This is a genomic window from Phenylobacterium sp. (assembly GCF_030693405.1).
Classification (GTDB): Bacteria; Pseudomonadota; Alphaproteobacteria; order Caulobacterales; family Caulobacteraceae; genus Phenylobacterium.
This window is the reverse complement of sequence record NZ_JAUYAW010000057.1, coordinates 1-24,932: the sequence shown is the minus strand read 5'-3', so window position 1 is coordinate 24,932 and position 24,932 is coordinate 1. Positions and strand designations below refer to the sequence as shown.

Here is a 24,932-nt window from a genome sequence, read left to right as displayed (position 1 = left end):
TCGTGTCGTTGATGGATGGGTCAGGTCAGTCGGGCTTGAGTGATCGCCTGGCCTTCTTGCGGTCAGGCGGGGAGACAGGCGCGCTGATCGCCCAGAGGGACTGGTCGGCGAGCCCCATCGGCCCGATCTCGGCCTGGCCCCAGAGCCTCCTGGGCGCCCTCGGCATGCTGCTGCATTCTCCCACGCCCATCGTCATGCTGTGGGGCCCGCAGGGCGTCATGCTCTATAACGACGCCTATTCCGTCTTCGCCGGCGCCCGCCATCCCAGGCTGCTGGGCAGCAATGTGCTGGAGGGCTGGCCCGAGGTGGCCGACTTCAACGCCCACGTCATGGAGGTCGGCCTGGCAGGGGGCTCGCTGACCTACAAGAACCAGGAGCTCGTGCTCTATCGCAATGGCAGGGCCGAGAATGTGGTGATGAACCTCGACTATTCGCCGGTCTTCGATGAGGCGGGCGTTCCGGCCGGGGTGATCGCCTTCGTCCTGGAGACCACCGAGCAGGTGCGCGCCGAGGCCGCCCTGAAGGACGAGCGGGACCGGGCTCGCAATGTGCTGGAGGGCATGACCGATGGATTCATGCTGCTGGGTCATGACTTCACCATCCTGGAAATCAACGCCGAAGGGATCCGGGTCGACGGACGCCCCCGGGATACGTTCATCGGTCAGAACCACTGGGATGTCTGGCCCGACACCTACGACATGCCGCTGGGGGCGCTCTACCGGCAGGCCATGAGCCAGCGGACCGCCTTCGCCTTGGAGAACCGCTACGAGTTTCCCGATGGCCGGGTCGTCTGGCTCGACGTTCGCGGCAACCCCGTCAACGAAGGCCTGGCGGTCTTTTTCCGCGACATCACCGAGCGGAAGCTGGCGGAGGAGCATCTGCGCCTGATGGTCCATGAGCTGAACCACCGGGTGAAAAACTCCCTGGCCACGGTGCAGGCCATCGCCGCCCAGACCCTGCGCGGCGGCGGCGCCACCCCGGAGGTGCGCGAAGCGCTCACCTCGCGGCTCCTGGCCCTGGCGAAGGCCCATGACGTCCTGACCGACGCCAGGTGGTCGGGGGCGCGCCTTGAGGAGATCGCCGCCCAGGCGGCCGAGCCCTATGGGACTGAGCGGTTCGGCGTCGACGGCCCCGCCGTGATCCTGCCCCCGCGCACGGCCATCGCCATGGCCCTGGCCTTCCATGAACTGGCCACCAACGCCGCCAAGTACGGCGCCCTGAACAGCGCCGCAGGCCGGGTCGATCTGTCGTGGACCGTCAGCACCGAACATGCCTCGCCCCGGCTCCAACTGACCTGGCGCGAGACTGGCGGGCCGCCGGTGACGCCGCCCACCCGCAGGGGTTTTGGGTCGCGGCTGATCCAGCGGGGCCTCGCAGCCGAATTCGTCGGCGAGGTGCGTATGGACTTTCAGGCGACGGGCCTGGTCTGCCAGGTGGACGTGGCCCTGCCTGCGCCGGAGCCAGGAGACTGGGCTGAGTGGCCGGAGCGGTGAGCGCGTCCGTCGGCGAACATCTCAGCGCCGCCCAGGCCCGCCGCATCGCCCTGGGCGCTCAGGGTTTCGGACGCCCCCGGCCAGCCGCCGCTGGCCGCCGGCATCTGGTCGACACCATGGGCCGCCTGGGCGTGGTGCAGATCGACTCGGTCAATGTGGTCTCGCGCACCCACTACCTGCCGTTCTTCTCCCGCCTTGGCCCCTATCCCCGCGACGCTCTGGAGGGCCTGGCCTGGGGGAAGCGCCCGCAGTTCTTTGAATACTGGGCCCATGAGGCCTCGCTCCTGCCCCTGTCGGCCCAGCCGCTGCTGCGTTGGCGGATGGAGGATGCGCGGCAGGGCGTCGGTGTGTGGAAGGGGGTGGCCAGGTTCCTGCGGGACCATGCCGCCCTGATGGACCGCGCCCTGGCCGCGGTGGCTGACCGCGGCCCGCTGTCGGCCGCGGAACTGGAGCTCGGCGCCCGCGGCGCCGGCGGCTGGTGGGGCTGGAGCGAGGCCAAGCGGGCGGCCGAATGCCTGTTCTGGACCGGCGGCCTGACCACGGCCACACGGCGGGCGACTTTCGAACGGGTTTACGGCCTGCCCCACGAAGTGCTGCCGCCGGAGGTCCACGGGGCGCCGACGCCGTCGCGCGAGGACGCTCAACGGGCGCTGTTGCGGATCGCCGCAAGGGCGCAGGGCGTGGCCACTGAACGGGACCTGCGGGACTATTTCCGCATGGCGCCGGTCGAGACCCGGGCGCGGATCGCCGAATTGGTGGAGGCCGGCGACCTGGTTCCTGTCACTGTCCGCGGCTGGGACCAAGGCGCCTATCTCGATCCGAGCGCCCGCCGGCCCCGGCAAATTGGCGGCGCAGCCCTGCTCTCGCCCTTCGACAACCTGATCTGGTTTCGGGAGCGGACGGAGCGGCTGTTCGGGGTGCGGGTCCGGCTTGAGATCTACACCCCGGCCGAGAAGCGCACCCACGGCTACTATGTCCTGCCCTTCCTGGAAGGCGAAGAGATCACCGCTCGGGTCGACTTGAAGGCCGACCGCAAGGCTGGCGTCCTCCGGGTGATGGCCACTCACGCCGAACCGCAGGCGACCCCCGACACCCCTGAGCGCCTGGCCGCCGAGCTGCGCCTGATGGCCGGCTGGCTGGGCCTGGCCGAGGTGCAGACCGAACCCTGCGGCGACTTCGCCCCTGCCCTGGAATCCGCCCTCAGGCGTTGAGGGATTTCGGCCGCATCACCAGCCAGGGCGTGGGTCCAAGCCGCCACTCCCAGACCGCCAGCAATTGATCGAGGTGGTTCGACGCCATCAGCCAGTCCGGCAGGGGCAGGGTCCGCCCGCCCATAGGCAGTTCGGTGACATGATGGGTCGAGGCGAAACGCTCGGTCAGCCTCGCGGCCACGCCCGGCCGGTAGACCTCGTGGGCCTCCACGATGAGGTGCATGTGGGCCAGCGCCGGACTGAGATCGGGCCGAAGCAGGTCGTCCTCGGCGCCTTCAACGTCCATCAGCACCAGACGACGGGCCCCGGCGAACGCTTCAAAGTCCTCGGGCTTGAGCGTCTCGCCGATACTCACCCGGTCGCCGACGCCGTTGAGCGCCGCCATCCGGGCGCAGGCGGCCCGAGCCTTGGGCTCGGTGTCAAAGGCATGCACCCGGGCGGTCGGCGACAGCAGCGCCATACCAACGGCGTAATAGCCCTCGGCGCACCCCACATCGATCACGCAGTCGAGCCCCTCGGCGGCCAGGGCCATCAGATAGGGGTGCAGCTCGGCCTCATAGGTCCCCAGCAGCCTTGGCGCCAACGCGCCTTCGGCGGCGCCCTCCACATAGGCCATGCCGGCGAAGGGGCCTTGCAGCACCTTTCGCCCGTGGCGGGCCACGAAGGCGTCCACGATCGCCGAGGCGCGCCAGAGGGCCAGTACGCGGAGGGCCAGGGCCAGCTCGCGGGGCTCGGCCAGGGGCGGCGCCCGGTCGAGCCGCTCCCGCAACCAGCGCACGACATTTTCGGCATAGCTCAAGGGGCGCTCCGATCATCCAGAGCCCCACCCCGAGCTGACAGATCGTGACCTATTCCGGCCCCGACGTCACCCGCAACCTAGCCGAACCCCTCGGTGACCGCGTGCAGGCGCGCATAGGCCCCACCCTTGGCCACAAGCTCGGCATGCCGACCCTCCTCCACCACCCGGCCGCCCTCAAAGACCAGAATCCGGTCTGCGCCGCGGATGGTCGAGAGGCGGTGGGCGATGACGATGGTCGTGCGCCCGGCCATCAGCTCCTCCATAGCGGACTGCACGTCCCGCTCGGTCTCCACGTCCAGGGACGAGGTGGCCTCGTCCAGGACCAGGATCGGCGCATCGGCCAGGAAGGCCCTGGCCAGAGCCACCCGCTGGCGTTCGCCGCCCGACAGCTTCACCCCGCGCTCGCCCACCAGGGTCTCGTAGCCCTTGGGCAGGCGCATGATGAAGTCATGCGCCCGGGCGCGCCGGGCGGCCGCGGCCACCTCCTCCGGTCGGGCGTCCGGCCGCGCATAGGCGATGTTCTCCGCAATGGTGCGGTGGAACAGGGCCGGATCCTGGGGCACGAGCGCGATGGACCGCCGCAGGGAAGCCTGGCTCACCTTGGAGATGTCCTGGCCATCGATCAGGATGCGGCCCGACTGCACGTCGTAGAGCCGCTGCAGCAGCTTGACGAAGGTCGACTTGCCCGCCCCCGTCGCGCCCACGAGGGCGACCTTTTCGCCTGGCGCCACGATCAGGGTGAAGTTTTCATAGAGCGGTCCGGCCGCGGCCTTGTAGCCAAAGGTCACCCGGTCGAAGGCGATCTCCCCCCGTTCGCCGCGGAAGATGGCCGCATCCGGGGCGTCGGCCACCTCGGGCTCGGTGACGGCGTAGCGGGCCACGTCCTCCACGTCATCCAGGCCCTTCTGCATCATGCGGATGTTCTCGCCCACATTTCGCAGATAGCCGCTCATCAGCATGAAGGCGGTGATGGCGAACACCACGTCGCCCGCGCTGGCCTGGCCTTGAGCCCATAGCCGCAGGAGCAGGCCGGTCAGCCCCGCCTGCAGGCCAACCAGCAGCAGGTTGTGCCACAGCCAGACATTGATGAACCGGGTCCAGGTGATCAGGGTCAGCCGCCGCCACAGGGCCGTGACCCCGCCGATGCGCGCCTCTTCCCGGGCCTCGGCGCCGAAGGCCTTCACCGTCGGGTTGGAGCCGATGGAGTCTGACAGGGCGCCGCCGATCCGCGAGTCCAGCGCCACCGACCTCAGGTTGGCCGGCCGCACATAGACCGTGGTCAGCCAGAGGTTGGAGACCAGATAGAGGATCACCACCGCCAGGGAGAAGAAGCCCACCATCGGCCAGCGGGCGATCATCATCACCGACAGGCCGATCAGCACGATCAGGGCTGGCCCCAGCCACAGGATCACCGCGTCGGAGACCATGTCATAGCCCCACATGCCGCGGCTGAGCCGCCGCACCGTGGAGCCGGCGAAGGTGTTGGCATGCCAGTCGGCGGAATAGGACTGCACCCGCTTGAAGCCCTCGTCGGTCATGTCCTTCATGTTGGCCGCGGCCATCGGATTCCAGAACCGGAAGGCGATGTTGCGCACCACGGTGAAGGCGAAGAAGACCCCGATGAAAATCGCCCAGGCCCGCCAGGCGAGGTCGGCCTGGTCGGGACCTGCGGCGACAATGTCCATCAGCCGGCCCGCCGCCCAGGGCAGGGCGAGATCGAAGCCGATGGCCACCAGGGTGAGCACGACCGAGGTCCAGAACAGGACCGGCCGCCGCAGCCAGAAAGCGCCGATAAAGCCCAGCACCTGCCGGTTGGAGAGGGTCCGCTCGGCCAGGTCGTCGGTGTCGTCATAGTGTTCAGTCATGGTCTTCTCGATCTGGCGGTCATTCGGCGGCTTCGGAGACGGCGTGCAGGCGGGCATAGGCGCCGCCGCGGGCGAGCAGCTCTCCGTGGCGGCCCTCCTCGATGATGCGGCCCCGGTCAAAGACCAGGATGCGGTCGGCGCTGCGGATCGTCGACAGCCGGTGGGCGATGACGATGGTGGTGCGGCCGGACATCAGCTCCTCGGTGGCGGCCTGGACCTGACGCTCGGTCTCCACGTCCAGGGACGAGGTGGCCTCGTCCAGAACCAGGATCGGGGCGTCGGCCAGGAAGGCGCGGGCGATGGCCACCCGCTGCCGCTCGCCGCCCGACAGCTTGACGCCGCGCTCGCCCACCAGGGTTTCGTACCCCTGCGGCAGGCGGGCGATGAAGTCGTGGGCCCGCGCCCGGCGGGCGGCCAGCCCCACCTCATCGGGGCTGGCGTCCGGCCGCGCATAGGCGATGTTCTCGCCGATGCTGCGGTGGAACAGCGAGGGGTCCTGCGGCACCACCGCAATGGCCCGGCGCAGGGACCCTTGCGTCACATGGGCGATGTCCTGCCCATCGATCAGGATGCGGCCGCCGTCCAGGTCGTGCAGCCGCTGGAGCAGCTTGACGAAGGTCGACTTGCCCGAGCCCGTGGGCCCGACCAGGGCGATCCGCTCGCCCGGCGCCACAGCCAGGCTGAAGTCCTGATAGAGCCGCTCCCCCTGGCCGGCATAGCCGAAGCTCACCCGGTCGAAGGTCACTGCGCCCTCCAGACCCTGGAAGGGCGGCGCGCCGGGCTTGTCGGCCAGTTGCGGATCGGTGCGCATGTAGACGGCCACGTCCAGCAGGTCGTCGAGGCCCTTCTGCAGCATGCGGGTGATCTCGCTGAAGTTCCGCATATAGCCGGCCATCAGCATGAAGGAGGTGATGGCGAAGGCCACGTCGCCCGCCGTGGCCTCGCCTTGCGTCCAGGCCCACAGGATCAGCCCCGTCAGACCGCCCTGCAGGATGACCAGCAGGACGTTCTGCCCCAGGCCCACCAGGTTGAACCGGTTCCAGGTGCGGATCACCGCCACCCGCCACTGAGCCACCGTACCGGCGAACCGCTGGCCCTCGCGAGCCTCGGCGCCGAAGGCCTTGACCGTGGGGTTGGCGCCGATGGCGTCGGCGAGCGAGGCGCCAATCTGGGAGTCGAGCGCGTTGGACACCAGATTGACCGGCCGGACGTAGTAGGTCGCCGTCACGACGTTGTAGACGGCAAAGATGATCACCACCGTGGCGGTGAACAGGCCGGCCAGCGGCCAGCGCACGGTCATGGAGACCGCCAGGCCCCCCAGCACGATCAGGGTCGGCATGAGCATCAGGAGCAGGGCGTCAGAGGCGCTGTCATAGCCCCACATTGCGCGCGAGACCTTGCGCACCGTGGCGCCGGCATAGTTGGAGCCATGCCAGTCGGCCGAGAAGGACTGCACCCGCTCGAAGCCCTGGGTGACGATCCGCTCCATGATCCGGGCGTAGAAGCCGTTCAGGATGCGGAAGCCCGTAGTGCGGACGCCGTAATAGACCACATAGAGCCCGGTCAGGAACGCCCAGGCCGTCCAGGCCGCCTCTGTCAGTCGATCGGGCGAGGACACCGCGTCCACCAGGGCGCCGGCCGCCCAGGGGATGGACAGATCACAGGCCGTGCCCACCAGGAACAGGGAGGCGGCAGTGAAGAAGCGCGGCTTGTCCACCATCCATTGGCGCCACATGAAGCCGATCACGGCCATGTTGCCCAAGGGGCGGGGTCGGGTGACGCCTTCGTCTTCGTCGAAGAATTCGCTGGTCATCGGAGAGGCCAAACATCTGGGCCGCGGGTCATCAGACCGGCGGCAAGGGCGCAGGACCGCAGGCGCGCGAACGGGGCGCGGCAAGGGGCGGAATGCGAAGAGGGCCGGGAGCAGACGTCCCGGCGGGTGCGGACGAACACGGGGAAATTCCTGAGGGTCGGGAGCCTGGAGAGGCGCCGGCCCGGGAAGATCCGCTCGAGCGGGGCTCTGAGCTAGGTTCGGGTCGCGGCGACGCAGCGGTGAGGGTTCGGTGCAAACGGCATTTTCATGCGAACCCTCCTGTCTGGTCGCGGGTGGTGGACGGCCGGAAGCTAGGCGGGGCGAGAATCGCAGTCAACCGCGCGTTGAACATCGTTTTACCAACCGCTTTCACTGAGGCGCCGAAGACACGATCTGGTAGGACGAGGGGCATGATCGCCCCCTTGCCTGATGCGGCCCCCGACAACTGGGTGGACCGCCACGCGCCGCCCGCCCTGCGCCCCTGGTTGAAGCTCGGCCGCTTCGACCGTCCCACCGGAATCTGGCTTCTGATGCTGCCTGGCTGGCAGGGCGTCGCGCTCGCCGGCGCCATGGACGGAAAGCTGCCTGACTGGCGCTGGCTGATCGCCTTCTTCGTCGGCGCCGCCCTAATGCGGGCGGCCGGCTGCGCCTATAACGACATTGTCGATCGCGACTTTGACGCCAAGGTCTCGCGCACGGCGGGGCGGCCGATCCCGTCCGGGCAGATCAGCGTACGCCAGGCCTGGGCCTTCGTTATCGGCTGCTGCCTCGTCTCCCTGGCCATTCTGCTCGCCATGCCGCCCTTCGCCATAGCCCTGGGTGTCGGCTCCCTGGCCCTGGTGGCGGCCTATCCGTTCATGAAGCGGATCACGTGGTGGCCTCAGGCCTGGCTCGGCCTGACCTTCAACTGGGGCGCGCTGCTGGGCTTCGCCGCGGTGACCGGCGGTCTGCAGCTTCCGGCCCTGCTGCTCTACGCCGCCGGCATCTTCTGGACCCTTGGCTACGACACCATCTACGCCATCCAGGATCTGGAGGACGATGCGCTTGCCGGGGTGAAGTCGTCGGTGCGCCGTCTGGGGGAGGCCACGCCCAAGGCCGTGCTGGTCTTCTACGTACTGGCCTTCACAGCCGCCCTGGCCGCGGCCTGGGCCGGGGGCCTGGGCCCGCTCTTCCTGCCGCCCGTCGCCCTGTTTGGCCTGCACCTGTCGCGCCAGGCCGCCCAGGTGCGGCTCGACGACCCCGCCGGGGCCTTGGCGCTTTTCAAATCCAACAGCCTGGCGGGTCTCGCCCTTTTCCTGGCGCTCATCGCCGGCGCCTGGGCAGGTCCCCAGGGGCTGTTCTAAGGGCGCTATGACCTGAGAGGTCATTGAGGGGGCCGGGCGGCTCGGCCAGGATAGAGGCTCGACCTGCCGCCCGTCCTGGAGACCGCATGGCCCTTGTCGCCGCCCGGCCCGTGGCCGACTTCCCCGCCATGCTCGCGCGCCTGCGCCGCCAGCGCGGCCTGTCGCAGCTGGGCCTGGCCCTGGCCGCCCAGGTTTCCCAGCGCCATGTCTCCTTCCTGGAGACCGGCCGCACCCGCCCCTCTCGCGAGATGGTGGGGCGCCTGGCCCTGGCGCTCGATCTGGCCCTTCAGGATGTGAACGCCTTGCTGCTGGCCGCCGGCTTCGCCCCGGCGCACGGAGAGAGCGCCTATACCGACGAGGCTGCGGCCATGGTCCGGCGGGTGACTCAGTTGGCCCTGTCAGCCCATGAGCCCTTTCCCGCCTTCGCCGTGGACCGCGCCTGGCGGCCGTTGGCGGCCAACGCCCCAGCCGCCCTGCTGTTCGGCGCCTTGCTGAGCGAGGACGGCCTCGACCCCAAGATCAGCCTGATCCGGGCCGCCTGCGAGAGCCCAACCTTCCGCGCCGCGGTGGCGAACTGGGGTCAGTTGGTCGCCCATTTCCAGGCCCTGGCCGAGGCCGAGGCCTGGCGGGCGCCGCCAGGTCCCATGCGCGCCGAGCTGGACGCCACCGTGGCGGCTCTCAAGGCCCAGGGGTCCGAAGGCGTCGCCGTCCACGCCGCGCCGGGCGCAGCGCTGATCCTGCAGATCCGGGGCGCAGGCCTGAAGCTCGATCTCGTCTCCACAGTGGCGAGGTTCGGCGCCCCGGCCGACACGGCGGCCGACGACCTGCGGATCGAGTTCTTCTATCCCGCCGACGCCGCCAGTGAGCAGGTCCTGCGAAGCCTCGCCGCCGGGGCGGAGAGCGCCTGACGCAGCGTCATTCTACCGGGGCGTCAAAAACCATGGCAAACTGCGGTCATGGCCGTCGCCCCGCGTATAGATCCCAAGACCCTGTTCAGCGCCCAGGAATGGGCGAGCCTGTCCAACCGGTCGAACTGGAAGGGCCTGGCGCTCATCGCCCACGCCTGGGGGGTGATCCTGGCCGCCGCCGCCATGGTGGTGATCTGGCCGCTGACCCTGCCGTTGGCCATCATGATCATCGGCGGACGTCAGCTGGGGCTCGCCGTCCTGATGCACGACGCCGCCCACGGGGCCTTGCACCGGAACCTCAAGATCAATGACTGGGCCGGCGAGCACCTGACCACCGGGGGCCTGCATCGCTATCGCCCCTATCACCTGACCCACCACAAGTTCGTCCAGCAGACCGAGGATCCCGACCTCGTCCTCTCGGCCCCCTTCCCGATCACGCCCACCTCCCTGCGCCGCAAGATCGTCCGCGACCTGACGGGCCAGACCTGGTTCAAGCAGCGCTTCGGCCTCGTGCGCAGCCAACTGGCCGCCCGCAAGGCGGGCGAGCCCCTCCTGCCGATCCTGCAGGCCGAGATCGTGCGCAAGCGCCGCATGCTGACTGGCGCGGCCATCACCATCGCGCTCACGGCGCCTTTCGGCCTGTGGTGGGCCTGGTTCGTCCTGTGGCTCCTGCCCCAGGCCACCTGGATGCAGATGATCACCCGCCTGCGGAACATCGCCGAGCACGCCTGTGTGGCGCGGGACGAGCGCGACCCCTTCCGCTGCGCCCGCACCACCTATGCCGGGCCGGTGGAGCGCGCCCTGATCGCCCCCTACTGGGTGAACTATCACTGCGAGCATCACATCTTCATGCACCTGCCCTGCTACAACCTGCCCCGGGCCCACCGCCTGCTGCTGGCCAAGGGACTGGGGCCGCAGATGGAGATCCGCGGCGGCTATCTGGAGGTGCTGCGCCTGGCCGCCTCCAAAGGCGTTTCCGGCGGTCTCGCGCCCGCCTGATCATTCTCCTTGCCTGGACGGCTGTTCTTCGTCACTCGCCATGGACGCAAGGTGCAGGAGAGCGGCGTGATCGAGCAGACCCCCGAGGGCCGCCGCGCCTTCATCCTGGCCAATACCCGCCAGCAGGCGCCGCCGCACACCCCTGAGCTCGTCCTGCATCTGGCCGACGAGATCACGCCGATCTGGAAGATGACCGAGGAAGCCCTGGAGGAGATCGGCCTGCCGCCGCCCTTCTGGGCCTTCGCCTGGGCCGGCGGTCAGGCCCTGGCCCGCTACATCCTCGACAATCCCGACATCGTGGCCGGCAAGCGGGTGATCGACTTCGCCTCAGGCTCCGGCATCGTGGCCATCGCTGCGGCCAAGGCCGGCGCGGCCCATGTCCTGGCCGCCGACATCGACGCCTATTGCGGCGCGGCGCTGGCCCTGAACGCCCCCACCAACGGCGTGGCCTGCGACTATACCAGCGCCGACCTGCTGGACGCCCCGCCGCCGCCAGCCGACGTGATCCTGGCCGGCGATATCTGTTACGAAAAGCCCCTGGCCGCCCGGGTCATGGCCTGGCTGGGAGAGGCCAAGGCGGCCGGCGCTACCGTCCTGATCGGCGACCCTGGCCGCAGCTACTTCCCCCGCGAAGGCCTGGAGAAACTCGCCGAATACCAGGTCGCCACGACGCGGGAGCTGGAGGACCAGGAGGTCAAGAAGACGGCGGTGTGGAGCTTGCCCGCCTGACCTGGAGCCGACCGGTCGCCAGCGGCGCGGACCTCTGCCTATAGTGACGGCGCTGCTACATTTGATCCGGAGCCCGCCCATGCGTCGCCGCACCTTTCTGGCCGCCCTGCCCGCCGCCTTGCCCGGTGCGCTGATGGCCGGCGCCGCCCTGGGCCAGACGCGGAACGAGACGCCCAACCGCGACCGGCCCGATGTGGCCCCCGGCGACCGGATCGACGGGGCGACTTTCGCCAGCCGCAGCGCCGCCTGGGGGCTGCATGGGGCGGCGGCCACGGCCCACCCGCTGGCGACGCTCGCGGCCATCGACATCCTGCGGGCCGGCGGCTCGGCGGTGGACGCCGCCATCGCGGCCAATGCCGTGCTGGGCTATGCCGAGCCGATCGCGTGCGGCATCGGCGGCGACTGTTTCGTCATGCTGTGGGACCCGAAGACCAAACAAGTCGTCGGCCTGAACGGCTCGGGCCGCAGCCCCCGGGGCCTGTCTCTGGAAACCGTCCGCGCCCGCGCCAAGAACGGCCTCATCCCTTCGCACGGCGCCATCTCGGTCAGCGTGCCTGGCGCGGTGGACGCCTGGTGGGCCCTGCACGAGCGCTACGGCAAGCTGCCCTGGAAGGACCTGTTTGCGCCCGCCATCGCCCACGCCAGCGAAGGCGCGCCGATCAGCCAGAATGTCGGCTACTACCTGCAGCGCAGCTACGCCAACTTCACCGGCGGCAAACTGGGCATCGAGGAGGTCGACAACTTCAAGGCCGTCTGGGCGCCCGGCGGCGCGACGCCCCGCGAAGGCGAGATCTTCAAGAACCCGGCGCTGGCCCGCACCTACAGCCTGATCGCGCAAGGGGGCCGCGACGCCTTCTATGAGGGCGAGATCGCCCAGACCATCGAGGCCTATTTCCGCCGCATCGGCGGCTGGATGACGAAGGCTGACCTCGCCGCCCACCGCGCGGAATGGACCAAGGCCTATTCCAGCAACTATCGCGGGGTGGACGTCTACAGCCTGGGCCCCAACAGCCAGGGCCTGGCGACCCTGCAGCAGCTCAACATCATGGAGCGGTTCGACATCCGCGCCATGGGCTTCCAGTCGGCCGCCGCCATCCACCACGGGGCCGAGGCCAAGCGGCTCGCCTTCGAGGACCGCGCCCGCTACTACGCTGACCCGTCCTTCTATGACGTGCCGGCCGACTGGCTGATCTCCAAGGATTACGCCGCTGAGCGCGCCCGCCTGATCCGCCCCGACTCCATTCTGCAGACGGTCTTCGCCGGAAAGGCGCCGACCCGGGGCGACACCACCTATTTCACCACCGCCGACAAGGACGGGATGATGGTGTCGATCATCCAGTCCAACTATCGCGGCATGGGATCGGGCCTCGCGCCGGACGGTCTGGGCTTCATGCTGCAGAACCGCGGCGAGATGTTCGCCCTGACCGATGGCCACCCCAATGTCTACGCGCCCGCCAAGCGGCCCTTCCAGACCATCATCCCGGGCTTTGCAGTGAAGGACGGGGCGCCGTGGCTTTCGTTCGGCGTCATGGGCGGCGACATGCAGCCCCAGGGCCAGGCTCAGATCATCTCCAACATGGTCGACTTCGACCTCTCCCTGCAGGAGGCCGGCGACAGCCCCCGCTGGCGTCACGGCGGCGGCTCGGAGCCCACAGGCGAGGTCACGCCCGGAACCGGTCTGCTGCACCTGGAAAGCGGCGTGCCGGCGGCCACCCGCAAGGCCCTGGTCGATCTCGGCTGGACGATCGGCGAGAGCGACGGCAGCTTCGGCGGCTATCAGGCCATCGAGCGCTGGCCCGGCCGCTATGCCGCGGCCACGGAGATGCGCAAGGACGGGGTGGCGCTGGCTTACTGAGCAGGGAGGTCCCATGACCGAAGCCGAGATGCGCGCCATCATCTTGGCCTTCCCCGGCGCCGAGGACGGGACCTCCTACGGCTATCCGTCATTCAAGGTGCGCGGCAAGTTCTTCACCCGCCTGCGGGCCGAGGATGCGAGCCTGGTCCTGAGCGATGTCGGCTTCGATGAGCGCGAGATGCTGATGGCGGCTGAGCCCGCCACCTTCCACCTGACGCCGCATTACCAAGCCTATCCCACCGTGCTCGCCCGGATCGAGAGCCTCGATCCGGGTTCGCTGCACAGTCTCTTGGCGCGCCGCTGGCGCAAGCTGGCCACCAAGGCGATGGTCAGGGCCTACGAGGCGGCGCAGACGTCCACTTAACGGGCGGCGTACTGCCGGTTCATGCCGACGGCGATCCGGGCCTCAGCCAGGGTCTCCTGGTAGCAGTCAGACCGGGTCACTGTTTGTTTGAGCATCCGCACGCTGCCTTCGTGGCCGCCACAGGCGGTGAAGGCGGCGCGTTCCACCCGACGCTCCAGACGCTTGGCGTCATCGGCGTTGGCGGGGTTGAGATTGGCGACAATGACGGTGGCGGACCCCGTCTTGGCCGGTTCGGCCAGGACCGGAGTCGCAAGAACCGCCGCGGCAAGCGCGGCTGACACAAGCTTGAACATGGTCGTCTCCCTAATGACAGACTCCGCGGCGACGGCTCTGATGGCCGCTCGTATTCCGCTGGGTCACGCAAGGAAGATGGGGAGCAAATGGGGCCAGGGGAAGACCTGCGGCCTCAACCGTCATCCTGGGCCTTGTGCCCAGGATCCCTCGTGACGCTTGCGCCCGCCCTCGGCAGGGATGCTCGGCACAAGGCCGAGCATGACGATGGTGGGGGGAGCCAGCGCCTAGAACTCGTCTTCGATGGCCGAGCGGAACTGTTCGAAAATCTCGGCGGCCCGCTGGTTGTTGTAGGGCTCGGGCTCGTCCTCGGCCGCCGGCTCCGGCGCAGCCCCGCCGTGCAGTCGAGCGGCCACCGCGCCGCCCTGGACGAGGATCAGTTCTTCGCCCTCGGCGAGGCCGGTGAGCAGCTGGGCGACCCGGGGCGGCAGGTCATCGAGGTCGAGACGCTTCATGGGCGCGAAATCTAGCGGCAAGCCCGCCCGGCGCAAAGGGTGACACCGGGCCTGCGCCGCCCTAAGTCCTGGGCCTGAGAACACCCAGGAGGGCTCATGGCCTATCGGTCGCTGCGGGAATTCATCGCCAAGCTGGAAGCCGCCGGCGAACTGGTGCGGGTGAGCGAACCAGTCTCCACCGTCCTGGAGATGACCGAGATTCACCGCCGCCTGCTGCGGCAGGGTGGCCCGGCCGTCCTGTTCGAGAACGTCATCCGCGCCGATGGCGAGCGCTCGCCCATGCCCTGCCTGGTCAACCTGTTCGGCACGGTCAAGCGGGTGGCCATGGGCGTCACCCTGGAGGGGCGCGAACGGACCACGGCGGCCGACCTGCGCGAGGTGGGCGAACTTCTGGCCTTCCTGCGCAGCCCCGAACCACCCCGGGGGCTGAAGGACGCCCTGGACATGCTGCCGCTGGCCAAGACCGTCATGGCCATGCGCCCGGCCACGGTGAAGAAGGCGCCGGTGCAGGAGATCGTCTGGACCGGCGACCAGATCGACCTGACCAAGCTGCCCATCCAGACCTGCTGGCCGGGCGAGCCCGCGCCGCTGATCACCTGGCCGCTGGTGGTGACCAAGGGGCCGTCTGCCGAGCGGGAGGACGACTACAATCTCGGCATCTACCGCATGCAGGTGCTGGGCAAGGACCGCACCATCATGCGCTGGCTGGCCCACCGGGGCGGGGCCCAGCATCACCGGCGCTGGAAGGCGGCGGGCAAGCCCACCGCCCTGCCCGCCTGCGCGGTCCTGGGCGCCGATCCCGGCACCATCCTGGCGGCGGTGACGCCAGTGCCCGAGACCCTGTCGGAATACCAGTTCGCCGGTCTGATGCGCGGCGCCAAGGCCGAGCTGGTGGCGGCCAAGACCGTGCCCCTGATGGTCCCGGCCGAGGCGGAGATCGTCATCGAGGGTCACGTCCTGCTGGACGAATACGCTGACGAAGGCCCCTATGGCGACCACACCGGCTACTACAATTCGGTCGAGAAGTTCCCGGTCTTCCAGGTCAGCGCCATCACCATGCGCCGCGACCCCATCTATCTGACCACCTTCACCGGCCGGCCGCCGGATGAGCCCAGCGTGCTCGGCGAGGCCCTGAACGAGGTCTTCATTCCCCTGCTGCGCCAGCAGTTCCCGGAGATCGTCGACTTCTGGCTGCCGCCGGAGGGCTGCTCCTACCGCATCGCCGTGGTCTCGATGAAGAAGGCCTATCCCGGCCACGCCAAGCGCGTGATGATGGGCGTCTGGAGCTATCTGCGGCAGTTCATGTACACCAAGAGGGTGATCGTCGTGGACGACGACATTGACGCCCGCGACTGGAAGGACGTCATGTGGGCGCTGTCGACCCGCATGGACCCGGCCCGGGACATCACCCTGGTCGAGGGCACCCCCATCGACTATCTCGACTTCGCCTCCCCCGAGAGCGGCCTGGGCTCCAAGATCGGCCTGGACGCCACCAACAAGTGGCCCCCGGAAACCCACCGCGAATGGGGCGAAAAGCTCGACATGGACGAGGCCACCGTCGCCCGGGTCACCGACCGCTGGGCGAGCCTCGGCCTCCCGCCCCTGAAGGGCTGACGACGGAGGTCTGCACGCTCCAGGTTCCGACGCCCTCGGGCTTGACCCGAGGGCCTATGAACACCGCGCGTCGTCCGTTTCATGGATGGTCGGATCAAGGCCGACCATGACGGACAAGGGGATGATCAGTCCGCCGGCGGCGGGCAGCCCCCGCCCCGCAGCGATCGCCAGAGGATGATTGGACGAGGCCGGCCTTCCCCCTTGCCCTGGCGGCGAATTCAAAGTCCAACTGCGGGCCTTGCGCGGGGGCGCGGGGCGTCAGGGAAGGTCTTTCATGAATCTGGTCACATCGGGACACGCCGCAGCCCTCTGGACGGGCCTGCACCTCTTTCTCCTGTTGACCCTCTCCCTGCTGGTGGTCCGCCAGCGCCAGCGTCACAAGGTCGCCTTTGGCGATGACGGCATTCCCGAACTCGCCCAGGCCATCCGGGCCTTCGGCAACGCCACCGAATATGTGCCCGCCGGCCTGATCGCCATCGGCGTCCTGGCCCTGGTGGAGGCGCCGCCCCTGGCGGTGCACCTGGCGGGCCTGGTCCTGTTCTCCGGCCGTGTGATGCACGCCATCGGCCTCTCGCAAAGCGGGGGAGCCTCTTTCCCCCGGGCCATCGGCGTCACCCTGACCTGGATTTCCTACGTCTTCGCCGGTGTGGCCCTGCTGTTCTACGCCATCGCCTGAGGGCGGCGGCGTGCTTGCCCGAGGGCGCGAGGTTCGCCATATGGCAGGCATGGATCAAAACCTGCTCGCCGAGCTGATCGCCGCCGCCCGCAAGGCCGGCGCCGATGCGGCTGAGGCCGTCACCGCTGAACGCCAGTCCCTCTCCATCTCCGTGCGCGCCGGCGTCCTCGAAGAGGTCGAGCGCGAAGAGAGCCGCGACCTGGGCCTGCGGGTCTTTGTCGGTCAGCGCCAGGCCACGGTGTCGGGCTCCGACCTGTCGCCAGATGCGCTCTCCAAGCTGGTCGACCGCGCCGTGGCCATGGCCAGCCTCGCGCCGGAAGATCCCTATGCGGGCTTCGCGCCGGCCGAGCGCCTGGCCAAGGGACCGCACCGGAACCTTGACCTCTACGATCCCACCGAACTGTCCCCCGAGACCCTGGAGGACCGCGCCCGCGCCGCCGAGGTCGCAGCCCGCGCCGTGGACGGGGTGGTCAATTCCGATGGCGCGACGGCCGGCTGGTCCACCGCCAAATGGCTGATCGCCACCAGCCACGGCTTTGTCGGCTCCCATCAGGCCTCAGGCTTCTCGCTCGGCGCCTCGGCCATCGCCGGCGACGGCGAGACCATGGAGACGGGCTATGATGGTCGCTCTGTGCGCTGGCATGCCGACCTGCCCGGACCCGAGGGCATCGGGACCGAGGCCGGCCGCCGGGCCGCCGCGCGCCTGGGATCGCGCAAGATCGGCTCCACCACCGCGCCGGTGATCTTCGAAAACCGCCTGGCCATGTCGATCATCAGCCCGATGATCAACGCCATCGCCGGGCCCTCCATCGCCCGGGGCTCCTCCTTCCTGAAGGATAAGCTCGGCCAGCCGGTGTTCGCGCCGGGCGTCACCATCACCGACGACCCCCACCGGCCCCGAGGCCTGGGCTCCAGCCCCTTTGACGACGAGGGCGTCGAGACCCAGGCCATGGACCTGATCGACAAGGGGGTCCTCACCACCTGGCTGCTCAATTCCAGCTCCGCCCGGCAACTGGGCCTGGAGACCACGGGGCACGCCTCCCGCGGCCTGGCCGGTCCTCCCGGCGTCGGCGTCTCCAACCTGACGCTTCAGCCGGGGACGCAGGACCAGGCGAGCCTCATGCGTAGCGCCGGCAAGGGCCTGCTGATCACCTCCATGTTCGGCCCCTCCCTGAATGGCAATACCGGCGACTGGTCGGTGGGCTGCTCGGGCTTCTGGTTCGAGGACGGCGAACTGGCCTATCCGGTCAGCGAAATCACCGTGGCCGGCAATCTGATCGAGATGTACGCCCGCCTTGTCCCCGGCTCCGATCTTGAGATCCGGGGATCGTCCAATGCGCCGTCCCTGCTGATCGACGCCCTGGCGATCGCCGGCAAGTGAGCCCGAGCCCCGCCCAGGATCTGGAGCTTCTGGTCGCCGCCGCGGTGGAGGCCGGGACCCTGGCCCTGGATCTGCGGGCCCGGGGTCTGAAGATCGCCTGGAAGGAGGGCAATTCTCCGGTCACCAACGCCGACTTCGCCACCGACACCCTGCTGAAGACCAAGCTTGGCCAGGCCCGCCCCGACTATGGCTGGCTGTCGGAGGAGACGGCCGACGACCTCATACGCCTCCAACGGCGCCGGGTGTTTGTGGTCGACCCTATCGACGGCACCCGAGCCTATATGAAGGACAAGCCCTGGTGGGTGATCTCGGTGGCGGTGGTCGAGGACGGCCAGCCCATCGCCGGCGTCGTCTACGCCCCCCAGGTGGGCGAGGTCTATACGGCGCTCGCCGGCGGCGGGGCCAAGCTCAACGGCTCCCTGATCGTTCCGGCCCCGACCGTGCGCCTGGATGGCTGCGGCATGGTCGGTGATCAGCGGATGTTCGACCATCCGTCCTGGCCCCAGGCCTGGCCGCGCATGCGGGTGGAGTCCCGCAACTCCACGGCCTATCGCATGTGTCTGGTGGCCTCAGGCCAGTTCGATGCGGCGCTGGCCCTGGTGGCCAAGGCCGACTGGGACCTGGCGGCCGCCGATCTGGTGGCCCGCGAGGCCGGCGCCTATTGCGGTGACCACCTCGGGCGCGGCTTCGCCTATAATGAGCAAATTCCGGCGCAGCTGAGTCTGCTTTGCGCGGCGCCGCGATTGGCCCCATTGATCCTGGAGCGCGTCTCGCATATCGCCCTTCCAAACAAAGCCCTCATCTGAGGATTCCATGCCCGATAAACAGCTGTTGCACATCGTCATTGGCGGCGAACTTGAGGAAGTGGAGCATGTTCGTTTCCGCGACCCCTCCAAGATCGACCTGGTCGGCGCCTATCCCACTTATGAAGAAGCCCTGTCGGTGTGGCGCTCCAAGGCCCTGGCCACGGTGGACAACGCCCTGATGCGCTACTTCATCATCCATGCCCACAAGCTGCTGGATCCCCAGCTGGACGGCGAAAAGCCCGGCGGCTGAGTCCGCGCCAGCCGACAGCCCGCCCGGTTGTCGGAAAACTGTCATCCGTCCACGGCACAATGGGCGTGGCGGAAGGCTGCTTACGCCGCAGCCGGACGCCCTCGGCGCCCGCCGGCAGCGGTTGGCGTCTTTCGGCGCGCTGACGACGTGGCCAGCCGGTGGTAGCTTTGACCAGAGCGGTCAGGCCGGCGCCTTCCCCTTGAACGAGCGAGGAGATTTTCGATGAAGAAGCTTCTGGGCGTCTGCGCGGCCCTGGGCCTGCTGGCCGGGGCCGGACAGGCGCATGCGGCGCGCGACTATGTGTGGGCCGCCGGCTCCTCCACCGTCTTCCCCTTCACCACCCGGGTGGCCGAGAATTACGGTCGCAAGACCGGCATGAAAGCCCCGAAGGTCGAGTCCCTCGGCACTGGCGGCGGCATCAAGCTGTTCTGCAGCGGCGTGGGCGACAATTTCCCCGACATCGCCAACGCCTCGCGCCCCATGACCCGGGCCGAGTTCGACACCTGCGCGGCCAATGGCGTGAAGGACATTGTCGAGCTGAAGGTGGGCTTCGACGGCATCGTCATCGCCGCCGACCGCAATGCGCCCGACTATGCCTTCCGCCTGCCGCACCTCTATATGGCGCTCGGCGCCAATGTGCTGCGGGGCGGCAAGTTTGTGCCCAACCCCTACACCAACTGGAACGAGATCGGTCCCGGCCTGCCCGACAACCGCATCCTGGTCTATGGCCCGCCGCCGACGTCGGGCACCCGCGACGCCTTCGTCGAGCTGGGCATCGAGGCCTCGGCCCTGACCTATGCCGGCGCCCGGGCCCTGCGCGAGCGGAATTCCGATGAGTTCAAGCAGATGACCCATCCCCTGCGCCGCGAGGGCTGGGTGGATTCCGGCGAGAACGACAACGCTATCGTCCAGACCCTGACCAAGACCCCGGGCTCGCTCGGCGTGTTCGGCTACTCCTTCCTTGAGGAGAACGGCGACAAGGTGAAGGCCATGCCCATCGACGGGGTCGCCCCCACCGTGGCCACCATCGCCGAGGGGACCTATCCCCTGTCTCGCTCGATCTTCATCTATGTGAAGAAGGCCCATGTAGGCGTCACCCTGGGCCTGCAGGAATTCGTCAACGAGTTCGTCTCCGACGCCGCCACCGGCCGAGGCGGCTACCTGCAGAGCCGCGGCCTAATCCCGCTGCTGCCGCCCGAACATGAGGCGGTGAAAGCGGCCGCCACGCAGATGACCGTCATGCGTCGGCCAGACTAAGGGGTAAGCGGCGGGGCTCCGGCCCCGCCAAAACCTGCATCCCATGCCCCTGCAAGCCGATCTGAGCTGGCTGATCGCTGCGGTTCTGCTTGGCCCCTTTGTCGGCAGCTTTCTGGGCTTGATGAGCCTGAGACTGCCCGAGGGCAGGCCGGTCATCATGGGCCGCTCGGCCTGTCCGTCCTGCGGGCGCACGCTTGGCCCCGTCGACCTCGTTCCGATCCTGTCCTTCATCCTCCTGCGGGGCCGTTGCCGCACCTGCGGGGCGGCCATTCCGCGGCGCTTCCTGGCCCTGGAGCTGGCCTGTCCAGCCCTGGCCCTCTGGGCTGTCGCCGTGCATCCCTCTGCCGAGGGCTTCCTCGGCGCGGTCCTTGCCTGGCAGCTTCTGCTGCTGGCCCTGCTGGACGCCGAGCACTTCTGGCTGCCCCGCGCGCTTACCCTGCCCCTCATCGTCTCGGGCCTCGCCGTGGCCGCGGCCCAGGGCGTCCTGGTCGAGCACGCCCTGGGGGCGGCGATCGGCTTCTCCGCCCTGACCCTGCTGTCTATGGCCTATCGGCGTTTCCGCGGGCGTGAGGGTCTGGGCGGCGGCGACGCCTATCTGCTGGCCGGCGGCGGCGCCTGGTGCGGGGCGCTGGCCCTGCCGAGCATCCTGCTGATCGCCGCGGCCGCCGGGCTCGCCTTCGTCCTGGTTCAGCGCTGGCGGGGGCGGCCCGTGGGCGGCGACCAGCCGGTGGCCTTCGGTGTTTTCCTGGCGCTGGGCGTCTGGCTGACCTGGCTGTATGGCCCGCTGGGTCTCAGCTGACGCCCAGACGGCCGGCCACCTGGATCTGGCGCCCGCCCAGGGTCTGTTGCGCGCCGGCTGCGCCCAGGGCCAGGTCCACCTCCGGGCGGGTCGTGCGCACGGTCAGCCCCATCCGGTAGGCCCCGCCCGGGCTGATCCGCAGATCTCCCGCCACATCGACCCCTTCGGCCTGGCCGCTCAGGGGCATCACCAGATCAGCGCCAGCACAGGCGGGCGAGCCGTTCAGTGACAGGCCTGGCAGGTCCAGCCCGACCAGGCTGAGCTGGTCGAGCGCAACAGCGCCCTCGGCCGCCTGGCATTGGCCCCCGCGCAAGGCCAGACCGAAGTCCCGCAGGCGAACCCGACCTGCGAGGCCCGCGCCGGGCGCAAGGCTGGCCAAGGGCAGATCGGCATCCACGTCCCGCAGCTGGGTCCGACGCGGGCCCAGGCTGAGGCCGCCGCGCAGCGCCTCGCCCTCAAAGCCGAGGCGGATCCTGGCTGTCAGGAGGGCCAGGGGCGAGACGCCGATCCGCACGTCGCCCAGGCGGACCCCGCCGAAGGCCGCCTCTCCCAGCCGCCCGCGCCATACCGTCCCGCTCACCGTCGCCGCAGTCAGACCCGCGGCCTGGGCGCGACCGGCCACGACAAGGCTGAGCGGCGCCATGGCGAGCACCAGGATCATGGTCAGCGCGACAAAGACGCCGCCCAGGGCCTGTGCGGTCATCGGCCCATCCCAGCGCCTCATGGGACCAGGCCGACAAAGGTGGCGTCCACATCCAGCTGGCCCACATCCCCTTTGAGCAGGGTCAGATGCCGGGCCGCCACCGCATGTTCGGCTTGCAGCAGGGCGATCCAGGGCAGGACCGCCGTACTGGGCCCCGAAACTACAGCCTGAACACTGTCCCCGTCGGCCGCCTCGATCCGGATGACGTCCAGGCCTGCGCTCGCGGCCGTCTCCGCCACCAGCTGTTCGACAGGGGTCGAGCGACGTGTGGGCGCCCGCTCGCCCAGACGCGCAATCTCGGCCACGGCGGCGTCCACCACCGCCTCGTCAGCCAGGGCGCGCGTCAGGCGCGCCTCAGCGCCCCGGGCCGCGCCCTGCAATGGCGCGGCGAGTCCGAACCAGACCAGGAAGCCGGCCAGCAACGCCCCCAATAGGCCCAGCAGCCCCTGCTCGCGGGGGCTCCGGCCGATCCACCAGTCTCTCATCATCGCGCTCCCAGAATGACGTCGCTGATCACCCGGCCGCCCTCTTCGCGGGAGCCCTCGACCCGCACGGTGAGGCCTGCGGCCTGCAGCGCCTGGGCCAGCCCCTCCCCGTCCGAATAGGCGGCATGGCTGAGCGCGGCGCGGGCTGAACCGTCCGGCATGACGATCAGGCTTTCGACCTGCACCTGGTCCATGGGTTCGACGGCGGCGAACAGCTGGGCGGCCAGCCCGCTGGCCCCGCCGCCAGAGGCGAGGCTGAGGGCGTCCAGCTGCGCCTGGGCCTGGGCGGCCGGGTCGATGATCTCGGTTCCTGCCGGCAGCAGGGCTGCGACCTTGGCCTCGGCCCGGGCCTCGGCCTGCTGCGCCCGGAGGTGGTCGGCGCCGGCCTGGGCGGCCCACAGAATCAGCGGGCTGATCAGCAAGGCGAGGGCCAGCAGGGCGGGCCGGCGTAGGTCGCGGCGCCCCAGGGGCTCCCGCCGGTCGGGGTCAAAGGCCCCCTGAAGCAAATTGAGCGCGGGACTGACCGCCATGTCGGCCAGGGCGCGCTCCAGAGCCGGCCCAGCCAGAGTCTGAGCCGGCCGGGCCCCGACCACAACGGTGACGAGGTCGGCCTCGCCGGTGAAGGCCAGGCGACGGCCGCGCACGGCAGTGAGGCCGCTGAATTCCGCCGTGACGATGATCGAGCCCCCATCCGGATCCTCGGGCGGTTCGGGCAGGGCCAGGCAGTCGGGAATGACCAGATCCGGAGTGATCCCATGCAGGGCCGCGCTGTCGAGCCAGGCCTGCATCCGGGCCGCGGACACCACCGCCGCCAGCCGCTGACCATCGGCCTCGGCCGGACCCAGCGCCAGATGCGCCCCCGCCGCGCTGGTCATCTGGTCCTCAAGTTGCGCGAGGGCCGCCGCACGGGCCTGGGCCTCCGAGGCCGCCTTGACCTCGATCCAGCGGATCAGGACCTCGGCGCCTGGGATGACCAGCACGTTGCGCATGGGCGTGAGGGCCGAGGCCTCCTGCACCGGCAGGATGCCGCGCCCCACCACCGAGCCCAGCTCGTCCAGGATCAGATAGGTCGGCTCGGCGTCCGGCGCGGCGCCAGCGAGGACGATGCGGGTTCGGTTCATTCGTCGTAGGTCCATCGGCGGGCGACCAGGCGGACCTGGCCGGAAGGGTCGGCCTCGAACAGGCTGCTGGCGACCACCTCGGCGTCGAGATAGGTCACATCCGTCTGCAGGGCGAAGTAGCGGCTGGTTGTCTTGACCTGTCCGGGATCGCCGGGGATGTGCTCGGCCAGGGCCGGCGTGGCCCAGAATGACTCTACGCTCCAGCCGCCCGCCGGCCGGGACTCGACCACGCGCTGGGCGAGCGCCGGGCTCACGCCGCCCTCGGTCAGCATGGTGATCAGCACCGCCTTGTCTGGGGTCAGGGTGTTCACATTGATCGGCGACAGGTCGCTGGTCGGCAGGGCGCACGCCACGGGCCTGAGGCGGTCATAGATCGCCGGGGTGAAGCCGCGGATCGCCCGCACCTCACTGACCTCCGCCAGCAGGGTCCCGCCGGTGCGGTAGGCGGGCGACCCGGCCAGATAGGCCTCGTCCTCCGCCCCGCCGCTCTCGCGCACGCCGTCGCTGTCGATCCAGTCGGTGAGGGCCGCAGCCAGCATCTCACCCTCCCGCGGGGCCACTCCGAGCGCCGACAGCAGGGCGATGAACTGGGCGACCCCTGCCTCACGGCGACCGAGCACCTCGCCCACCCCCTGGACGACACTGTTGAGGTTGAAGCACGCCCCGCCATCGGCCAGACGGCCCTGGATCAGGCCGTTCTCCACCGGAAAGCTGAAGGGCCGGTCGGCCCAGCCGCCATCCAGGGTCAGGCGCTCCTGGCCACCGATCAGCCGGCCGATCTGTCCAGCCGCCAGGGTTTCAGCCCCCAGCGCATACCAGCGGGCCTGGCCCACGGCCTCGGCATTGGCGGCCCGGCGTATGCCGAAGCGGATGTCGTCGAGCACCACGGCGGCCAGCGTGGCCAGCACCGCCACCAGCAGCAGCACGGTCAGCAGGGCGACGCCGCGCTCGGAGGTTCTGTCGGCGCGCCCGCTCATGCGCCGCCACCCGGCAGCAGCACGAGCTGGGTCACCTCGCCGAAATCTTCCAGGGTCATGTCGAGGCGGATCGCCTGCGGCAGGGCGCGGTCCGCCGTCGGCGCCCAGGCCGGCGCCCAGCCTCCCCGGGCGTAGAAGGCGACGTCCAGGCTCCGCACCCCCCGCAGCAGCACCTGGGGCTCCCCCAACGCCGCGCCGTCCAGCGCCGGGCGGGCGCGGCGTTCCAGCCGGTCTTCCACCAGCCGGTACTCAACATATTGCAATGAGGCCCGCGGCGCGGCGTCGGGATTGTCCCAACCGCGGCGGGTGAAGGCCAGAACCGGCGCAGCGTCACTCTCGCCGCCTGACAGGCTGCGGCCGGGGGCGCCGCCATCGGCGCGGGTGCGGCGATCGGCGACCTGTTCAAGATCGGCCTTGATCAGGGCCCGCGCGCTCTGCAGGGCGGCGATCTCGTCCATCCGTTCACGCACGACGGCGCGGTTGTCGGCGGCGAAGCCCAGCACCGCCACGCCAGCCGCCGACAGCAGGCTGAAGACCAGCAGGGCCACCAGCATCTCCACCAGGGTGAAGCCCTTCATGCGCCCCCCCGGAAAACGGTGACATCGGCCAGCGTGCGCGGCTCACTGACCCCCAGGACCCGGATATCGATACGCAGCAGGCCCTGGTCGGCGGGCGCCGTGGTCCGTCGCCAGATCCAGTCCTGGTCACCGAGCCGCACCTCGCCCTCGGTCTCCCCGA

At 69.7% G+C, this 24,932-nt stretch carries 26 protein-coding genes; 15 read left to right on the top strand and 11 right to left on the bottom strand.

Features of this window, described 5'->3' with window-relative positions; translation table 11 throughout:
- Positions 1-35: 35 nt before the first annotated feature.
- Together Q8N19_RS12165 and Q8N19_RS12160 are read left to right on the top strand one after the other, a co-directional pair.
- Entirely contained in the window at positions 36-1,493 is a 1,458-nt protein-coding gene (locus tag Q8N19_RS12165) for a sensor histidine kinase (protein ID WP_305591004.1), read from the top strand.
- Positions 1,478-2,704, top strand: a complete 1,227-nt coding sequence (locus Q8N19_RS12160) for a winged helix-turn-helix domain-containing protein (RefSeq protein ID WP_305591002.1) — start codon at positions 1,478-1,480, stop codon at positions 2,702-2,704. The genes Q8N19_RS12165 and Q8N19_RS12160 overlap by 16 nt, the downstream gene beginning before the upstream one ends.
- On the opposite strand, the gene Q8N19_RS12155 is transcribed toward Q8N19_RS12160, so the two are convergent.
- The 3 genes from Q8N19_RS12155 to Q8N19_RS12145 all read right to left on the bottom strand — a co-directional run bounded on the left by Q8N19_RS12155 (position 2,694) and on the right by Q8N19_RS12145 (position 7,181).
- Entirely contained in the window at positions 2,694-3,503 is an 810-nt protein-coding gene (locus Q8N19_RS12155; RefSeq protein WP_305591000.1) for a hypothetical protein, read from the bottom strand. The genes Q8N19_RS12160 and Q8N19_RS12155 overlap by 11 nt on opposite strands.
- A gap of 77 nt (positions 3,504-3,580) precedes the next feature.
- Positions 3,581-5,368, bottom strand: coding sequence for an ABC transporter ATP-binding protein (locus tag Q8N19_RS12150; RefSeq protein ID WP_305590998.1), 1,788 nt, complete (start codon positions 5,366-5,368; stop codon positions 3,581-3,583).
- Between the two features lie 19 nt (positions 5,369-5,387).
- A complete protein-coding gene (locus Q8N19_RS12145; protein ID WP_305590996.1) occupies positions 5,388-7,181 on the bottom strand; it encodes an ABC transporter ATP-binding protein in 1,794 nt (597 codons plus the stop codon).
- A 410-nt stretch (positions 7,182-7,591) separates the two neighbouring features.
- On the opposite strand from Q8N19_RS12145, the gene ubiA reads away from it, so the two are divergent.
- From ubiA to Q8N19_RS12115, 6 genes are all read left to right on the top strand, one after another.
- The gene (gene ubiA / locus Q8N19_RS12140) at positions 7,592-8,524 is read left to right on the top strand and encodes a 4-hydroxybenzoate octaprenyltransferase (protein WP_305590994.1); all 933 of its coding nucleotides are present in this window, start codon (positions 7,592-7,594) and stop codon (positions 8,522-8,524) included.
- 86 nt (positions 8,525-8,610) lie between these two features.
- The gene (locus Q8N19_RS12135; RefSeq protein WP_305590992.1) at positions 8,611-9,432 is read left to right on the top strand and encodes a helix-turn-helix domain-containing protein; all 822 of its coding nucleotides are present in this window, start codon (positions 8,611-8,613) and stop codon (positions 9,430-9,432) included.
- Positions 9,433-9,480: 48 nt separating this feature from the next.
- Positions 9,481-10,431, top strand: coding sequence for a fatty acid desaturase family protein (locus Q8N19_RS12130; protein ID WP_305590990.1), 951 nt, complete (start codon positions 9,481-9,483; stop codon positions 10,429-10,431).
- Positions 10,432-10,497: 66 nt separating this feature from the next.
- Positions 10,498-11,160, top strand: a complete 663-nt coding sequence (locus Q8N19_RS12125) for a methyltransferase (protein WP_305590987.1) — start codon at positions 10,498-10,500, stop codon at positions 11,158-11,160.
- Between the two features lie 79 nt (positions 11,161-11,239).
- Positions 11,240-13,015 (top strand): gamma-glutamyltransferase family protein, encoded by a 1,776-nt coding sequence (locus tag Q8N19_RS12120; RefSeq protein ID WP_305590985.1) that lies wholly within the window; start codon positions 11,240-11,242, stop codon positions 13,013-13,015.
- A gap of 13 nt (positions 13,016-13,028) precedes the next feature.
- Positions 13,029-13,379 carry an MmcQ/YjbR family DNA-binding protein gene (locus Q8N19_RS12115; protein ID WP_305590983.1) on the top strand — a complete coding sequence of 117 codons (351 nt, stop codon included), beginning with the start codon at positions 13,029-13,031 and terminating at the stop codon, positions 13,377-13,379.
- On the opposite strand, the gene Q8N19_RS12110 is transcribed toward Q8N19_RS12115, so the two are convergent.
- Together Q8N19_RS12110 and Q8N19_RS12105 are read right to left on the bottom strand one after the other, a co-directional pair.
- Entirely contained in the window at positions 13,376-13,672 is a 297-nt protein-coding gene (locus Q8N19_RS12110; protein ID WP_305590981.1) for a UrcA family protein, read from the bottom strand. The two genes, Q8N19_RS12115 and Q8N19_RS12110, sit on opposite strands and share 4 nt — an antisense overlap.
- A gap of 225 nt (positions 13,673-13,897) precedes the next feature.
- Positions 13,898-14,125, bottom strand: coding sequence for a hypothetical protein (locus tag Q8N19_RS12105; RefSeq protein WP_305590979.1), 228 nt, complete (start codon positions 14,123-14,125; stop codon positions 13,898-13,900).
- Between the two features lie 96 nt (positions 14,126-14,221).
- On the opposite strand from Q8N19_RS12105, the gene Q8N19_RS12100 reads away from it, so the two are divergent.
- The 7 genes from Q8N19_RS12100 (at position 14,222) to Q8N19_RS12070 (ending at position 20,908) form a co-directional block, all read left to right on the top strand.
- A complete protein-coding gene (locus tag Q8N19_RS12100) occupies positions 14,222-15,739 on the top strand; it encodes a UbiD family decarboxylase (RefSeq protein ID WP_305590977.1) in 1,518 nt (505 codons plus the stop codon).
- Positions 15,740-16,013: 274 nt separating this feature from the next.
- On the top strand, positions 16,014-16,415 hold the full coding sequence (locus tag Q8N19_RS12095) for an MAPEG family protein (protein WP_305590975.1): 402 nt from the start codon (positions 16,014-16,016) through the stop codon (positions 16,413-16,415).
- Positions 16,416-16,464: 49 nt separating this feature from the next.
- Positions 16,465-17,796 (top strand): TldD/PmbA family protein, encoded by a 1,332-nt coding sequence (locus Q8N19_RS12090; protein WP_305590973.1) that lies wholly within the window; start codon positions 16,465-16,467, stop codon positions 17,794-17,796.
- The gene (locus tag Q8N19_RS12085) at positions 17,793-18,602 is read left to right on the top strand and encodes a 3'(2'),5'-bisphosphate nucleotidase CysQ (protein ID WP_305590971.1); all 810 of its coding nucleotides are present in this window, start codon (positions 17,793-17,795) and stop codon (positions 18,600-18,602) included. Before Q8N19_RS12090 ends, Q8N19_RS12085 begins: the two co-directional genes overlap by 4 nt.
- 7 nt (positions 18,603-18,609) lie before the next feature.
- Positions 18,610-18,852 carry a DUF4170 domain-containing protein gene (locus Q8N19_RS12080; RefSeq protein WP_293317566.1) on the top strand — a complete coding sequence of 81 codons (243 nt, stop codon included), beginning with the start codon at positions 18,610-18,612 and terminating at the stop codon, positions 18,850-18,852.
- 222 nt (positions 18,853-19,074) lie between these two features.
- A complete protein-coding gene (locus Q8N19_RS12075) occupies positions 19,075-20,109 on the top strand; it encodes a substrate-binding domain-containing protein (RefSeq protein WP_305590969.1) in 1,035 nt (344 codons plus the stop codon).
- Between the two features lie 43 nt (positions 20,110-20,152).
- The gene (locus Q8N19_RS12070; protein ID WP_305590967.1) at positions 20,153-20,908 is read left to right on the top strand and encodes an A24 family peptidase; all 756 of its coding nucleotides are present in this window, start codon (positions 20,153-20,155) and stop codon (positions 20,906-20,908) included.
- Here the strand turns inward: Q8N19_RS12070 and gspN are convergent.
- From gspN to Q8N19_RS16975, 6 genes are all read right to left on the bottom strand, one after another.
- Positions 20,901-21,611 carry a type II secretion system protein N gene (gene gspN / locus Q8N19_RS12065; protein WP_305590965.1) on the bottom strand — a complete coding sequence of 237 codons (711 nt, stop codon included), beginning with the start codon at positions 21,609-21,611 and terminating at the stop codon, positions 20,901-20,903. The two genes, Q8N19_RS12070 and gspN, sit on opposite strands and share 8 nt — an antisense overlap.
- Positions 21,612-21,628: 17 nt before the next feature.
- Complete coding sequence (gspM, locus tag Q8N19_RS12060) at positions 21,629-22,096, bottom strand: type II secretion system protein GspM (protein WP_305590963.1); 468 nt, start codon at positions 22,094-22,096, stop codon at positions 21,629-21,631.
- Complete coding sequence (gene gspL, locus Q8N19_RS12055; protein WP_305590961.1) at positions 22,096-23,217, bottom strand: type II secretion system protein GspL; 1,122 nt, start codon at positions 23,215-23,217, stop codon at positions 22,096-22,098. The genes gspM and gspL overlap by 1 nt, the downstream gene beginning before the upstream one ends.
- Positions 23,214-24,194 carry a type II secretion system minor pseudopilin GspK gene (gene gspK, locus Q8N19_RS12050; protein WP_305590959.1) on the bottom strand — a complete coding sequence of 327 codons (981 nt, stop codon included), beginning with the start codon at positions 24,192-24,194 and terminating at the stop codon, positions 23,214-23,216. The genes gspL and gspK overlap by 4 nt, the downstream gene beginning before the upstream one ends.
- Positions 24,191-24,772, bottom strand: coding sequence for a type II secretion system minor pseudopilin GspJ (gene gspJ / locus Q8N19_RS12045; protein ID WP_305590957.1), 582 nt, complete (start codon positions 24,770-24,772; stop codon positions 24,191-24,193). Before gspJ ends, gspK begins: the two co-directional genes overlap by 4 nt.
- A partial coding sequence (locus Q8N19_RS16975) for a type II secretion system protein (protein WP_371133842.1) occupies positions 24,769-24,932 on the bottom strand: 164 nt, incomplete at its 5' end. The genes Q8N19_RS16975 and gspJ, both read right to left, overlap by 4 nt.

Bases quoted from the DNA above. Each gene is read 5' to 3' on its own strand.
- Q8N19_RS12150 (WP_305590998.1), bottom strand. From the start codon at position 5,368: ATGACTGAACACTATGACGACACCGACGACCTGGCCGAGCGGACCCTC.
- Q8N19_RS12145 (WP_305590996.1), bottom strand. From the start codon at position 7,181: ATGACCAGCGAATTCTTCGACGAAGACGAAGGCGTCACCCGACCCCGC.
- ubiA (WP_305590994.1), top strand. From the start codon at position 7,592: ATGATCGCCCCCTTGCCTGATGCGGCCCCCGACAACTGGGTGGACCGC.
- Q8N19_RS12135 (WP_305590992.1), top strand. From the start codon at position 8,611: ATGGCCCTTGTCGCCGCCCGGCCCGTGGCCGACTTCCCCGCCATGCTC.
- Q8N19_RS12130 (WP_305590990.1), top strand. From the start codon at position 9,481: ATGGCCGTCGCCCCGCGTATAGATCCCAAGACCCTGTTCAGCGCCCAG.
- Q8N19_RS12120 (WP_305590985.1), top strand. From the start codon at position 11,240: ATGCGTCGCCGCACCTTTCTGGCCGCCCTGCCCGCCGCCTTGCCCGGT.
- Q8N19_RS12115 (WP_305590983.1), top strand. From the start codon at position 13,029: ATGACCGAAGCCGAGATGCGCGCCATCATCTTGGCCTTCCCCGGCGCC.
- Q8N19_RS12110 (WP_305590981.1), bottom strand. From the start codon at position 13,672: ATGTTCAAGCTTGTGTCAGCCGCGCTTGCCGCGGCGGTTCTTGCGACT.
- Q8N19_RS12105 (WP_305590979.1), bottom strand. From the start codon at position 14,125: ATGAAGCGTCTCGACCTCGATGACCTGCCGCCCCGGGTCGCCCAGCTG.
- Q8N19_RS12100 (WP_305590977.1), top strand. From the start codon at position 14,222: ATGGCCTATCGGTCGCTGCGGGAATTCATCGCCAAGCTGGAAGCCGCC.
- Q8N19_RS12095 (WP_305590975.1), top strand. From the start codon at position 16,014: ATGAATCTGGTCACATCGGGACACGCCGCAGCCCTCTGGACGGGCCTG.
- Q8N19_RS12090 (WP_305590973.1), top strand. From the start codon at position 16,465: ATGGATCAAAACCTGCTCGCCGAGCTGATCGCCGCCGCCCGCAAGGCC.
- Q8N19_RS12080 (WP_293317566.1), top strand. From the start codon at position 18,610: ATGCCCGATAAACAGCTGTTGCACATCGTCATTGGCGGCGAACTTGAG.
- Q8N19_RS12075 (WP_305590969.1), top strand. From the start codon at position 19,075: ATGAAGAAGCTTCTGGGCGTCTGCGCGGCCCTGGGCCTGCTGGCCGGG.
- Q8N19_RS12070 (WP_305590967.1), top strand. From the start codon at position 20,153: ATGCCCCTGCAAGCCGATCTGAGCTGGCTGATCGCTGCGGTTCTGCTT.
- gspN (WP_305590965.1), bottom strand. From the start codon at position 21,611: ATGACCGCACAGGCCCTGGGCGGCGTCTTTGTCGCGCTGACCATGATC.
- gspM (WP_305590963.1), bottom strand. From the start codon at position 22,096: ATGAGAGACTGGTGGATCGGCCGGAGCCCCCGCGAGCAGGGGCTGCTG.
- gspL (WP_305590961.1), bottom strand. From the start codon at position 23,217: ATGAACCGAACCCGCATCGTCCTCGCTGGCGCCGCGCCGGACGCCGAG.
- gspK (WP_305590959.1), bottom strand. From the start codon at position 24,194: ATGAGCGGGCGCGCCGACAGAACCTCCGAGCGCGGCGTCGCCCTGCTG.
- gspJ (WP_305590957.1), bottom strand. From the start codon at position 24,772: ATGAAGGGCTTCACCCTGGTGGAGATGCTGGTGGCCCTGCTGGTCTTC.